13 protein-coding genes are annotated in these 12,711 nt (G+C 73.7%); 11 read left to right on the top strand and 2 right to left on the bottom strand.

What is annotated here, in order from left to right:
• Positions 1–65 precede the first annotated feature (65 nt).
• The 8 genes from rsmD to mutM all read left to right on the top strand — a co-directional run bounded on the left by rsmD (position 66) and on the right by mutM (position 5,363).
• Complete coding sequence (rsmD, locus tag C569_RS0113470; RefSeq protein WP_018786305.1) at positions 66–629, top strand: 16S rRNA (guanine(966)-N(2))-methyltransferase RsmD; 564 nt, start codon at positions 66–68, stop codon at positions 627–629.
• Positions 626–1,102 (top strand): pantetheine-phosphate adenylyltransferase, encoded by a 477-nt coding sequence (gene coaD, locus C569_RS0113475; RefSeq protein WP_018786306.1) that lies wholly within the window; start codon positions 626–628, stop codon positions 1,100–1,102. The genes rsmD and coaD overlap by 4 nt, the downstream gene beginning before the upstream one ends.
• Positions 1,103–1,241: 139 nt before the next feature.
• A complete protein-coding gene (locus C569_RS0113480) occupies positions 1,242–1,739 on the top strand; it encodes a hypothetical protein (protein ID WP_018786307.1) in 498 nt (165 codons plus the stop codon).
• A 124-nt stretch (positions 1,740–1,863) separates the two neighbouring features.
• Entirely contained in the window at positions 1,864–2,427 is a 564-nt protein-coding gene (locus C569_RS0113485; RefSeq protein WP_026268104.1) for a DUF177 domain-containing protein, read from the top strand.
• Positions 2,428–2,432: 5 nt separating this feature from the next.
• Complete coding sequence (gene rpmF / locus C569_RS0113490) at positions 2,433–2,606, top strand: 50S ribosomal protein L32 (RefSeq protein WP_018786309.1); 174 nt, start codon at positions 2,433–2,435, stop codon at positions 2,604–2,606.
• A 132-nt stretch (positions 2,607–2,738) separates the two neighbouring features.
• Complete coding sequence (locus tag C569_RS0113495) at positions 2,739–3,698, top strand: fatty acid synthesis plsX protein (RefSeq protein WP_026268105.1); 960 nt, start codon at positions 2,739–2,741, stop codon at positions 3,696–3,698.
• A complete protein-coding gene (gene rnc, locus C569_RS0113500; RefSeq protein ID WP_018786311.1) occupies positions 3,695–4,513 on the top strand; it encodes a ribonuclease III in 819 nt (272 codons plus the stop codon). Before C569_RS0113495 ends, rnc begins: the two co-directional genes overlap by 4 nt.
• Positions 4,506–5,363 (top strand): bifunctional DNA-formamidopyrimidine glycosylase/DNA-(apurinic or apyrimidinic site) lyase, encoded by an 858-nt coding sequence (gene mutM / locus C569_RS0113505; protein ID WP_018786312.1) that lies wholly within the window; start codon positions 4,506–4,508, stop codon positions 5,361–5,363. Before rnc ends, mutM begins: the two co-directional genes overlap by 8 nt.
• Before the next feature lie 73 nt (positions 5,364–5,436).
• On the opposite strand, the gene C569_RS0113510 is transcribed toward mutM, so the two are convergent.
• Positions 5,437–6,306, bottom strand: a complete 870-nt coding sequence (locus C569_RS0113510; RefSeq protein ID WP_018786313.1) for an endo alpha-1,4 polygalactosaminidase — start codon at positions 6,304–6,306, stop codon at positions 5,437–5,439.
• A 77-nt stretch (positions 6,307–6,383) separates the two neighbouring features.
• Positions 6,384–7,604, bottom strand: a complete 1,221-nt coding sequence (locus C569_RS0113515) for a CAP domain-containing protein (RefSeq protein ID WP_018786314.1) — start codon at positions 7,602–7,604, stop codon at positions 6,384–6,386.
• 373 nt (positions 7,605–7,977) lie between these two features.
• Between C569_RS0113515 and C569_RS0113520 the strand changes: the two genes are divergently transcribed.
• The 3 genes from C569_RS0113520 (at position 7,978) to C569_RS0113530 (ending at position 12,699) form a co-directional block, all read left to right on the top strand.
• The gene (locus tag C569_RS0113520) at positions 7,978–8,172 is read left to right on the top strand and encodes a hypothetical protein (RefSeq protein WP_013284566.1); all 195 of its coding nucleotides are present in this window, start codon (positions 7,978–7,980) and stop codon (positions 8,170–8,172) included.
• Positions 8,173–8,485: 313 nt separating this feature from the next.
• Positions 8,486–12,085, top strand: a complete 3,600-nt coding sequence (gene smc, locus C569_RS0113525; protein ID WP_018786316.1) for a chromosome segregation protein SMC — start codon at positions 8,486–8,488, stop codon at positions 12,083–12,085.
• Positions 12,082–12,699: an HAD family hydrolase gene (locus tag C569_RS0113530; protein ID WP_018786317.1), complete on the top strand. Its 618-nt coding sequence runs from the start codon at positions 12,082–12,084 to the stop codon at positions 12,697–12,699. Before smc ends, C569_RS0113530 begins: the two co-directional genes overlap by 4 nt.
• Positions 12,700–12,711 lie beyond the last annotated feature (12 nt).

The following is a 12,711-nucleotide window of genomic DNA, read 5'->3' on the forward strand; positions in this document are numbered from 1 at the left end:
GCCGGTGGGCGCTGACCGACCGGGCCGGGCGTCGCGTAGCGTCGGGGCATGCGCAGGGAGCGACGGTGACCCGGATCGTGGCCGGCACGCTCGGCGGCCGGCGGATCGCCGCGCCACCAGGTGCGGGCACGCGGCCCACCTCGGACCGGGTCCGCGAGGCGCTGTTCAGCGCCGTGCACTCCCACGTCGACCTGGACGGGGCGCGCTTCGCCGACCTGTACGCCGGTTCCGGCGCGGTCGGTCTGGAGGCGCTGTCCCGGGGCGCGGCCCACGTGCTGCTCGTCGAGTCCGACGCGCGGGCCGCCCGGGTGATCCGGGAGAACATCGCCGCGCTCCGGGCCGCGCCGGCCGCGCGCCTGGTCACCGGCAAGGTCGCCGGCGTGCTGGCGGCCGGGCCCACCGACGGGCCGTACGACGTGGTGTTCGCCGATCCGCCGTACGCGGTGCCGGACGACGAGATCACCGCGATGCTGGCGGCGCTGGTCGACGGCGGCTGGCTCGCCCCGGACGCCCTCGTGATCGTCGAGCGGTCCAGCCGTACCGGAGCGGTCACGTGGGTGGAAGGTGTCACTCCGGAGCGCAGCAGACGTTACGGCGAGACCACTCTTTGGTACGGTCGCCGATCATGAGACGTGCGGTTTGCCCGGGCTCGTTCGACCCGGTCACCAACGGACACCTCGACATCATCGGCCGGGCCAGCCGGCTGTTCGACGAGGTGATCGTCGGAGTGCTGGTCAACCAGTCGAAGCAGGGTCTGTTCACCGTCGAGGAGCGGATCGCCATGCTCCGCGAGGTGACCGCCTCGTACGACAACGTCCGGGTGGAGTCGTTCCAGGGCCTGCTTGTCGACTTCTGCCGCGCGCAGCGGGCGAGTGTGCTGATCAAGGGCCTGCGTGCGGTGAGCGACTTCGACTACGAGCTGCAGATGGCCCAGATGAACATCGGCCTGGCCGGCGTGGAGACGTTGTTCATGCCGACCAACCCGCTGTACTCGTTCATCTCCTCCAGCCTGATCAAGGACGTGGCGAAGTGGGGCGGAGACATCTCCGCCCACGTCCCCGACCTGGTCCGGGCGCAGCTCTCCACCCGCCTCCGCCCCTGACCTCTGTCCCGGGAGGCGACGCGCCGGGTGGGGCGGATGGGGTGCATGTGGCTCGGGCGCGACATGATGTCTGCAGCGCCGAGAACCGGTGCAGGCCGCATGATGGAGGGCGGCCGACGAAGACAGGAGTGAGGTACCGGTGGACCCGCTCGATCGCATCGACGAACTGATCGCCATGGTGGAGCAGGCCCGCTCCGTCCCGATGTCGCGCAACAACTGCATGGTCGACCGGGGCGAGATGATCGCCGCGCTCGACGAGCTGCGCGCGGAGCTCCCCGCGGACCTGCGCCGGGCCGCCGCGCTGCTGGAGGAGCGGGACAAGATCATGGAGGCCGGCAAGCGCGAGGCCGACCGGATCATCAGCGAGGGTGAGGCGGAACACGCCCGCCTGGTCTCGGTCAACGAGATCACCGTCTCGGCCGAGCACGAGGGCGCGCGGATCATCGCCGAGGCGCGGGCCGAGGCGCAGCGCCTCCGCGAGGAGGTGGACGACTACGTCGACACCGCGCTGGCGAACTTCGAGCAGTTCCTCACCCGGGCGCTGGCCTCGATAGAGCGCGGCCGGGACAAGATGCACGCGCTGCGTGAGATCGGCACCTTCGCCGGGGACGAGGCGGACCGCCCGCTACCCTTCTGAGCGGCGCACGGGCCGGTCGCCGACAGCCGGCTGCCGTCGAGCCGGAGGCGAACCCCCGGTTCGACGGTCCGCCCGTCTGGCAGGTAACCTTCTTTGTCGGCCTCTCAACGGCCGGAGTCTGACTATGCCCAAACACTCGCCAAGCACACTCGACCCCAGGTCGCCGCTGGTCCTCGACACGAGGGAACTGCCGCGCCGACCTGGCGTGTTGCGTACGCACAAGCGGGTCGTGCCGGCACCGGCGGACCTCGGCGTGGAGTTGATCGGCGTGCCGGAGGGCGCGGACCTCGACCTCGACCTGAGGTTGGAGTCGGTGTCCGAGGGCGTGCTCGTCTCCGGGACCGTCACCGGCCCCGTCAAGGGCGAGTGCGGGCGCTGCCTGCGCGAGATCGACGACTCGTTGGCCGTGACGATCCAGGAGCTGTACGCGTACGAGAACAGCACCACGGACGACACGACCGACACCGACGAGGTGGGCCGGATGCAGGGCGATCTGATCGACCTGGAGCCGGCGTTGCGGGACGCGGTGGTGCTGGCGCTGCCGACCAACCCGCTCTGCCGGGAGGACTGCCCAGGCCTGTGCCCCGACTGCGGGGTGCACTGGGACGATCTGCCGGCCGACCACAGCCATCAGCAGGTCGACCCGCGTTGGGCGAGCCTGACGCAACTGACCCGTACAGAGGAGTAAGAACCGTGGCCGTCCCCAAGCGCAAGATGTCGCGCAGCAACACCCGCGCCCGCCGGGCGAACTGGAAGGCCACGGTGGTGGCGACCGTGGCCTGCCCGCAGTGCAAGTCGGCCAAGCTGCCGCACGCCGCCTGCTCCGTCTGCGGCACCTACAACGGCCGTCAGGTCCTCGAGGTCTGACCCGGCCGCCGAGTGACGTCCCCGACCACCGGTCGGGTGACGCGCGCACCAAGGCTCTCGCCCGGTGCCCCGGCTCCCGCCACCGCCGCCCGGCTCACGGCCGGCGGACCGTCGGAGCCGGGCACCGCGCGGATCGCCGTCGACCTCCTCGGCGGGGACGATGCTCCCGCCGTCGTGGTTGACGGCGCTCTGCGAGCGGTACGCACGGATCCCGCCCTGCACCTGATGCTCGTCGGCCCGATCGAGGTGGCCGACGAGCTGATCGGTGCGCTCGACCCGGCCCAGCGCGCACGGGTCACGGTCCGCCCGGTGCGGACCGCCGTCGGCATGGCCGACCATCCCACCGCCGCCCGCGGCGAGAGCACGGTACGCACCGCCGTGCAGGCCGTCCATGACGGACTGGCCGACGCGGTCGTCTCCGCCGGCTCGACCGGCGCCACGGTCACCGCCGCCGCGCTCGGCCTCGGCCGCTGGACCGGGATACGCCGCCCGGCGCTCGCCGCCACGCTGCCCGCCGTCGAGGGGCCGGTGGTGCTGCTCGACGTCGGCGGCACGCTCGAACCCGGCCCGGCCACGCTGGCCCGGCACGCCCTCCTCGGTGCCGCCTACGCGTCGGTGGCCCACGCCGTCACCGCACCCCGCGTCGGGTTGCTCTCCGTCGGCCACGAGACGGGCAAGGGCGACCGGCTGCGCCGCGCCGCCGCGCCCGCGCTCGCCGCCGCGCCGCTGCCCTGCGACGGCCGCTACGTCGGCCTGGTCGAGGGGTACGACATCTCGCTCGGCGCCCGCGCCGACGTCGTGGTGACCGACGGCTTCACCGGAAACGTCCTGCTGAAGGCCATCGAGGGCGCGTACGCCATGGCCGGCGGCCCACCGTCACGCGGAGGCGCCCCGCGTGCCGCCGCCCTGCTCGGGGTGGGCGGCACCGTGGTGGTGTGCCACGGCGCGGCCGGTTCCGAGGATGTGGCCTCCGGTATCGCGCTCGCGGCTCACCTGTGGCGCCGCGACGCCGCCGGGACGGTCCGCGCCCTGCTCGCCGACATCCCGCCCGATCCCGCACCTGACCGACACGACACCGAGGTAGCACCATGACCAACGACAAGCGGCGGCGTGCTTCCGTCGGCCATCTGGAGGCGGCCTTCGGGGTGTCGCTCGACCCGGAACTGCTGGAGCGCGCGCTGACCCACCGCTCGTACGCGTACGAGAACGGCGGCCTGCCCACTAACGAGCGGCTGGAGTTCCTGGGCGACTCGGTCCTCGGCGTGGTGATCACCACAGCGCTGTTCCACAACCACCCCGACCTGCCCGAGGGGCAGCTGGCGAAGCTGCGCGCCAGTGTGGTGAACATGCGGGCGCTCGCCGACGTGGCGCGTGGCCTCGGCCCGGACGGGCTGGGCGCGTACCTGCTGCTCGGCAAGGGTGAGGAGGCCACCGGCGGGCGGGACAAGGCGAGCATCCTGGCCGACACGCTGGAGGCACTGCTGGGCGCGATCTACCTCCAGTACGGCCTGGACACCGCCGCCATCGTCATCCACCGGCTGTTCGACCCGCTGATGGCCGAGTCGGCGGGCCGGGGCGCGGCGCTGGACTGGAAGACCAGTCTCCAGGAGCTGACCGCCGCGCTCGGGCTCGGCGTGCCCGAGTACCGGATCGAGGGCACCGGGCCGGATCACCTCAAGACGTTCACCGCCTGGGTGGTGGTGGCCGGCAACCGCTACGGCGGCGCGGAGGGGCGCAGCAAGAAGGAGGCCGAGCAGCGCGCGGCCGAGTCGGCCTGGCGGACGCTCACCGAGCAGGCCGAGGCGCAGGCGGCGGCGCAGGCGGCCCGGGACGAGTCGCAGGCCCGGGACGAGTCGCAGGCCCGGGACGACGCGACGGACGTCGAGGCGGGCGCCGGCCGTGCCTGAGCTGCCCGAGGTCGAGACCGTCCGGGTGGGACTCGCGCAGTGGGTGATCGGCCGGCGCATCGCCGCCGTCGAGGTACGCCACCCCAGGGCGGTACGCCGGCACGCGCCCGGTGGCGCGCACTTCGCCGACGTGCTCGCCGACCGGACGATCACCGGCGTGCAGCGCCGGGGCAAGTACCTCTGGCTGCCGCTGGACAGCGGCGACGCGGTGATCGGCCACCTCGGCATGTCCGGTCAGCTGCTGTTGCAGCCGGTCGGCGCGGCCGACGAACTGCACCTGCGGGTCCGGTTCCGGTTCGCCGACGACGGACCGGAGCTGCGCTTCGTCGACCAGCGAACCTTCGGCGGGCTGTCCGTCTCCGAAGGCGGGGCGGAACTGCCCGCCGAGATCGCCCACATCGCCCGCGACCCGATGGACCCGGAGTTCTCCGACGAGGTGTTCGTGGCGGCGCTGCGCCGCAAGCGCACGGAGATCAAACGCGCGCTGCTCGACCAGACGCTGATCTCCGGGGTGGGCAACATCTACGCCGACGAGGCGTTGTGGCGGGCGAAGCTGCACGGCGCCCGCCCCGCCGACGCGCTGACCCGTCCGGCCGCGCTGCGGCTGCTCGGGCACGTTCGGGACGTGCTCGGCGAGGCGATCAAGCAGGGCGGCACCAGCTTCGACGAGCTGTACGTCAACGTCAACGGCGAGAGCGGCTACTTCGACCGGTCGCTGAACGCGTACGGCCGGGAGGGGGAGCCCTGCCCGCGCTGCGGTGCGCCGATCCGGCGCGAGGCGTTCATGAACCGGTCCTCCTACAGCTGCCCGCGGTGCCAGCCACGGCCCCGGGGCACCCTCCGGGGATGACCCCGAGCCGGTTCGGGGTTGCGCCGGTGTGCATCGCCGGACGGTCCCCGGAGAGGGCAGCTCGGCATCGGCGTCACGGCAGCGTGCACGGCTCCCGCCACGCGTCCAGTTGCCGGTCCTTGCGGATCGAGGCGAAGCCGTAGCCGACCGAGGTGACGCAGAAGTCCGCCGGATCACCTGTGTACTCGACGTGGAAGACCGGCTTGCCGGCGTCGACGAACGGCAGCAGCTTCGCGCACTCGCGGCGGCGTACGCACTCCTGATTGACCGTGAAGTCGAAGTCGGGGGCCAGCGCGGCCAGCTGCGCCACGTCGTCGACCAGCCCGGGGGAGAGGTCCAGCTTGCGGGCCAGCCCCGCCAGCCGGCGGTTGAACAGCAGCTGATCGTCGAAGTGGAGGGGGAAGCCGGAGCGGTGCCGGTAGCCGTCCGCGTCGGCGAGCGCCACCGCGCCGAAGCCTTTGCCCCGGCACAGCCGGAACCGGTCGGCCAGCACCGGCGCGAGCGCGTCCCAGCTCCGTACGTCCAGGAAGCGGCTCCCCGGCCGCCCCGGCACCGCCGCGCCGCGCACGGCGGCGGGGAAGCGGGTGGCGTCCGGGTCGCCAGCGGCGTACGTGCCGGCCCGGACGTGGCAGACCAGGCGGCGGCCCTGCGAGCGCAGCGCGGCGGTCTCGGCCGAGGTGGTGGCCACCGGGTCGAGGAGGAAGACGTCGGCGTCGACAGTCACGTCCACTGGGGTGGTGAGCTGCCACTGCCACCGCCAGCGGTCGGCCTGCGCCGCCGGCCAGGGCGTGGGCGCGCCGGGCGGCGTGACCGGCCCGCGGCAGGCCGGCACCGGGGCGAGCAGCAGTGCGGTTAGCGCGAGCGCCACGCCCCGGCGCGGGCCACGTCCGCCGACGTGGGCCGGCCGGGCACGCGGCACGGCCCACACCGGCCGGATCCGCATCGACAGCTCCCCGGACGCGGGCGGCCCGACGCCGCCCCCGACCGGTCAACGAGCGCCGGGCCGATCGCGACGCGCGGTCAGCTCGGGGTGGCGAAGACCTGCGTCCAGTACGGCCCGTTGCTGCGCGCCACGCCCACCCCGATCTGGGTGTACGAGCAGTTGAGGATGTTCTTCCGGTGGCCTTCGGAGTTCATCCAGCCCTCCATGACCGCCGCCGGGGTCTGGTAGTTCCAAGCCACGTTCTCGCCCACCATGCGGTAGCTGTAGCCGGCGGCCTTGACCCGGTCCCAGGGCTGGCTGCCGTCGCTGCCCTTGTGGTCCATCTTCCGGTGGTCGGCCTGGTCCTGGCTGTGCCGCTGGGCGGCCAGGTTCAGCTTGGCGTTGACGGTGAGCGCCTTGCAGCCGGCCTTCGCCCGCTCCTGGTTGACGATCGTCACGACCTTCTGGAGTTCGGCGCTGAGCCCGGTCGTGGCGGTGGCCTTGGTGCTGGTGGAGCCGCCGCTCGCCGTGCCGCCGCCCGGGGCGCTGCTGCGCTCCTGCTGCCGCGACGGGGCGGTGCTGCGGTTCGGTTTCGGGGTGGCCTTCGTCGTCGGGCTCGGCGCGGCGGTGGTGGGTACGGCGGACGGGCTCGCCGACTCGGGCGCGAGCGCGTCGGCGGGCGCCTCGTCGGTCCCGCCGGAAGCCTGCGGCGCGGCGGCCACCGGCGCGTCGGCGGAGGTGCGCTTCGTGCCCTGGTCGTCGCCGGGCAGCAGGACGGCGCCCACGCCGAGGCTCACCACGAGCGTCGCCGCGGCGGCGGCCCCGCCGATCACGAGCGGCCGGGACAGGCGCCGCTTCGGGCGCCGCTGGTCGTCGGCCGGGGTGTCGGTCGCCGGCTGCCAGGTCGCGGCGGGCTGCTCCCAGCCGCCGGCCGGCGGCTCCTGGCCCTGCCACGCGGGCTCCTGGCCCTGCCACGCGGGCTCCTGGCCCTGCCACGCGGGCTCCTGGCCGTGCCACGCGGCGGTGGGCTGCTCCTGGGCGTTCCACCGGTCGTGGGGCGGCGGGTGGGAGCCGGCCGGTCCGTAGGCGGGCGGCGCGCTCTCCGGGCGGTAGCCCGGCTGGGCGTCGTATCCGGCCGGGCCGTGGCCGGCGTCGTGGTAGCCGGCCTGGTCGGCGGGTGACTGCTGCGCGGAATCCCCGAACGGGTACGACGACCGCGGTCCGGGCCGGTCGGTGGGCCACGCCCCACCCCCGTCGGTCGGCGGCTCGGGACGTCGGCGGGCGTCCTCCGGTTCGATCGGGTCGTTCCAGCGGTACACGCCTGTCCCCTCCACGGGTCGGTTGCGGGCCGGAGTGACGCTACGGGCGCGCTCCGAGCTGCGGCAACGTGGCTAAGGAAGAGTTAAGGCGAAGCCGGCGGCAAGGATGAGTCGTTCACACATTTCCGGCGTACAGTAAAGGTGTCCGGACAGAGCGTGTCCGCGCCTCGTGGCAGCCCCCCGGCGAGTGGACCGGCCGACGTGGAGATGATCTACGGCCTTGGTCAACTTGACGACGGAGGGGGTTTCGGCTCAATATGTAGGTGTCGCCAGTCGCGCCCAGTCATGCCCCTATGCAGGGGGGAATGGCAGCCGCGAACATCATGGGCGCGCGTTGGCCGGCCTTTCCGGCAGCGCACATCAAGGAGTCAGCATGGCGAAGGCCCTCTACGGCCACGTAAGTGCAGCGCCCGACCGGCGTCTGCTCGACGAGGTCACCCGACTGCGTGCCAGGGTTCAGGCACTGGAGTTCGAGATCACGCGTCTGCGCGCCGACAACGATCGGCTTGCGGCGGCAGCGGCGGAGGCCGATGACCTCCTCCGTCTGGCCGAGCCCGCGCTGACCTGATCTCCAGTTGTCCGAAAACTGAATCGCACCACACCGAAAAGCGCGCCGACACTCAAGTGCCGGCGCGCAGCCATGTGCGGACCTTTTCGGTACCGCCGCCGCAATTCTCGATCTTGCGGAACCGGCCGGAATTGCGCCCGGTAATTGTGATCATGTATTTCCGCTCCGCCCGCTACGGCCGGGTGGAAAGCGGACAGCCGGTGCGGCGGGTGGGTCGCATGGCGGCGGCGCCCCGGTCCCGGGTTAGTCTGCGGGTTCACCAGGTCCGCGCAGCCGGCGACGGTACGGCGGCCACCGGACGAGGATCGAGAAGGTGCATCTCAAGAGCCTGACGGTGAGGGGCTTCAAGTCCTTCGCCTCCGCCACGACGCTGAAGCTGGAGCCCGGGATCACCTGCGTGGTGGGCCCGAACGGCTCCGGCAAGTCCAACGTCGTCGACGCCATCGCCTGGGTACTCGGCGAGCAGGGCGCCAAGGCGCTGCGCGGCGGCAAGATGGAGGACGTCATCTTCGCCGGCACCGCCGGACGCGCGCCGCTGGGCCGGGCCGAGGTCACCCTCACCATCGACAACACCGACGGCGCTCTGCCGATCGAGTACACCGAGGTCTCCATCACCCGCCGGATGTTCCGCTCCGGCGAGAGCGAGTACGAGATCAACGGCGACTCCTGCCGCCTGCTCGACATCCAGGAGCTGCTGTCCGACTCGGGCATCGGCCGCGAGATGCACATCATCGTCGGCCAGGGCCGGCTCGACGGCATGCTGCACGCCAAGCCGGAGGACCGGCGGTCCTTCATCGAGGAGGCGGCGGGCGTCCTCAAGCACCGCAAGCGCAAGGAGAAGGCGCTGCGGAAGCTCGACGCGATGCAGGTGAACCTCAACCGCCTGACCGACCTGACCGCCGAGCTGCGCCGCCAGCTCAAGCCGCTGGGCCGGCAGGCCGAGGTGGCCCGCCGTGCCGCCGGGATCCAGGCCAACCTGCGCGACGCCCGGCTCCGGCTGCTCGCCGACGACCTGCACACGCTGCGGACCACGCTGGACAAGGAGATCGCCGACGAGACGGCGCTGCGTGAGCGGCGCGAGCTGATCGAGGCCGAGCACGGCGAGGTGCAGGGTCGCCTCGGCGAGCTGGAGGCGGCGCTGGCCGAGGACGCCCCGCTGCTCGCGGCGGCGCAGGACACCTGGTACCGCCTATCCGCGCTTCAGGAGCGGTTCCGCTCGATCGAGCAACTGGCCCGGGAGCGGCTGCGTCACCTCAGTGCCGTCGGCGACGACGAACGCCCCGGGCGCGACCCCGAGCAGTTGGAGGCGGAGTCGCGGCGCGTCCGCGAGCAGGAGGAGGAGCTGCGCGCGGCGCTCACCGAGGACCAGATCCGGCTGGCCGAGGCGGTCGAGCACCGGCAGGAGCTGGAACGGCAGCTCGCCGCCGCCGAGCGGGAACTGGTCGCCGCCGCCAAGGCGATCGCCGACCGGCGGGAGGGGCTGGCCCGCCTCACCGGCCAGGTCAACTCCGCCCGGGCGCGGACCACCAGCGCGGGCGAGGAGATCGAACGGCTCGCCGCCGCGCACACCGACGCGCTGGGCCGGGCCGAGAAGGCACAGGCCGACCTGGACGCGGTCGCCGAGCAGTCGACCGAGGCGGACCGGGACAACGCCGACCTGGACGCCCGGCACGACGAGGCGGTGGCCGGGCACGAGCGGGCCCAGGCGGCGGTGCGCAGCCTGGCCGACGGTGAGCGCGCCGCGGAGAAGGACGCCGCCACCTGGAAGGCCCGCGAGGAGGCGCTCGCCATGGGCCTGCGCCGCAAGGACGGCGCCGGTGAGCTGCTGGCCCGCGCCGACCAGGTGCCCGGCCTGCTCGGCAGCCTCGCCGGGCTGCTGACAGTCGCCCCCGGTGACGAGGCGGCGCTCGCCGCCGCCCTCGGCGGCCTGGCCGACGCGGTGGCGGTCAGCGGTGTGGACGAGGCGGTCGAGGCGATGCGGCTGCTCAAGATCTCCGACGCCGGACGGGCCGGGTTGCTGGTCGGCAGCCCTGCCGGACCGGGCATGGACGGCTCCGCCGACGCGCTGCGCCCGAAGCTGCCCGAGGGCGCCCGCTGGGCCCCCGACCTGGTGGAGTGCTCGCCCGCGATCCGCCCGGCCGTGCACCGGGCGCTGCGCGACGTGGCGCTCGTCGACGACCTGGCCGCCGCGTCCGCCCTCGTCGCCGCGAATCCGGAGCTGCGCGCGGTCACCCCCGACGGCGACGTGGTCGGGGCGTACGCGGCGGCGGGCGGGTCGGCCAAGGCACCGAGCTTCATCGAGGTGCAGGCCGCCGTCGAGGAGGCGCGGGCCAACCGGGCCACCGCCGAACGCACCGCAGCCGAGCTGCGGGCACAGCTTGCCGAGGCGCGCGCCGAGGTGGCCGCCGCCAAGGAGGCCGTGCAGCACGCCGCCGCCGCCAAGCGGGAGGCGGAGAGTCACCGCAACGCCGCCGCGCGCCGCCTCGCCGAACTGGGCGCCGCCGCCCGCTCGGCGAAGGCGGAGACCGACCGGCTCGGCGAGTCCCGGGCACGCGCCGAGGCGGCCCGGGAACGGGATCTCGCGGCGCTGGCCGAGCTGGAGGAACGGCTGCGGCTGGCCGAGGCCACCCCGATCGACGCCGAACCGTCCACCGAGGAGCGGGACCAGCTCGCCGCCATGGTGCCGCAGGCACGGCAGAACGAGATGGAGGTCCGGCTCGCGGTGCGTACCGCCGAGGAACGGGTGGCCTCGATCGCCGGGCGGGCCGACTCGCTGGCCCGGCAGGCCACCGCCGAACGGGCGGCGCGGGAGCGCGCCGCGGCCCGGCGCGCGGCCCGCACCCGCGGCGCGCAGATCGCCCGGGCCGTGGTCGGCGGCGCCCGCGAGGCGCTCACCCGGCTCACCGTCTCCATCGCCCGGGCCGAGGAGCACCGGGACGCCGTCGCCCGCGAGCGCGCCGCGCGCGAGGCCGAGTTGTCCGAGGTACGCGGCGCGGCCAAGCGCCTCGCCGCCGAGCTGGAACGGCTCACCAGCCAGGTGCACCGCGACGAGGTGGCCCGCGCCGAGCAGCGGATGCGCATCGAGCAGCTGGAGGCCAAGGCCGCCGAGGACTTCGGGCTGGACGTGGCCACGCTCGTCGCCGAGTACGGCCCGGACCGGCTGGTCCCGCCCACCGACGCGGACGTGGCGCTCGCCGAGAAGGACGGCCGGCCGGTGCCGGAGCCGGTCCGCTACGAGCGCCCGGTGCAGGAGAAGCGGGCGGCCAAGGCGGAGCGGGAACTGGCCCTGCTGGGCAAGGTGAACCCGCTCGCGCTGGAGGAGTTCGCGGCGCTGGAGGAGCGGTACAAGTTCCTCTCCGAGCAGCTGGAGGACCTCAAGGCCACCCGGCGCGACCTGCTCACCGTGGTCAAGGACGTGGACGACCGGATCCTGGAGGTCTTCGCCAGCGCGTTCGAAGACACCGCCCGGGAGTTCGAGCAGGTCTTCACGGTGCTGTTCCCCGGCGGCGAGGGCCGGCTGGTGCTCACCGACCCGGAGGACCTGCTCACCACCGGGGTGGAGGTCGAGGCCCGCCCGCCGGGTAAGAAGATCAAGCGGCTCTCGCTGCTCTCCGGCGGGGAACGGTCGCTGACCGCGGTGGCGATGCTCGTGGCGATCTTCCGCGCCCGGCCCAGCCCGTTCTACATCATGGACGAGGTGGAGGCGGCGCTCGACGACGTGAACCTGGGCCGCCTGATCACGCTGCTGGCGCAGTTGCGGGAGAAGAGCCAGCTCATCGTGATCACGCACCAGAAGCGGACCATGGAGATCGCCGACGCGCTCTACGGGGTGACCATGCGCGCCGGTGTGACCCAGGTGATCAGCCAGCGGCTCAACCGGGCCGACGACGAGGAACAGGTGACGAGCGAGTGAGTCGGGAACGCGCCACGGCGCTCCTGGTGGATTTCGACGGCGTGCTGCGCCGATGGGATCCGGCGGTGGCCGCCGGTGTCGAGCGGGAGTACGGGCTGACCGAGGGTGTCCTCGGTGAGATCGCGATGTCCTGGGGCCTGCTCCAGCCGGTGCTGACCGGCCAGGTCAGCCACGCCCAGTGGATGGTGAGCGTGGCCGACGCGCTGACCCCCGCGGTCGGCGCGGATCGGGCGCGGGCGGCCGTCCAGGAGTGGCAGAGCTACCGCGGCGAGGTCGACCCGGACGTGCTGGCGTTCGTCCGCGAGGTGCGGGCGGCGGGCATCCGGGTGGGGCTGGGCACCAACGCCACCGACCTGCTCGACGCCGACCTGGCCGCGCTGGGCCTGACCGAGGAGCTGGACGTGATCGTCAACTCCTCGGCCATCGGGGTGCACAAGCCGGCGAAGGAGTACTTCCAGGCCGCCTGTGCGGCGCTGGGTACGCCGCCGGGGCGGGTGCTGTTCGTCGACGACGAGGACCGGGCGGTGGCCGGCGCCCGGGTGGCGGGCCTGTCCGCGCACCGCTGGAGCGGCCCGGCCGACCTCCGTTACCTGCGCGCCGCGCTGGCGTACTGACGCTCCGGCGCC

It is taken from the genome of Micromonospora sp. CNB394 (genome assembly GCF_000374985.1).
Classification (GTDB): domain Bacteria; phylum Actinomycetota; class Actinomycetes; order Mycobacteriales; family Micromonosporaceae; genus Micromonospora; species Micromonospora marina.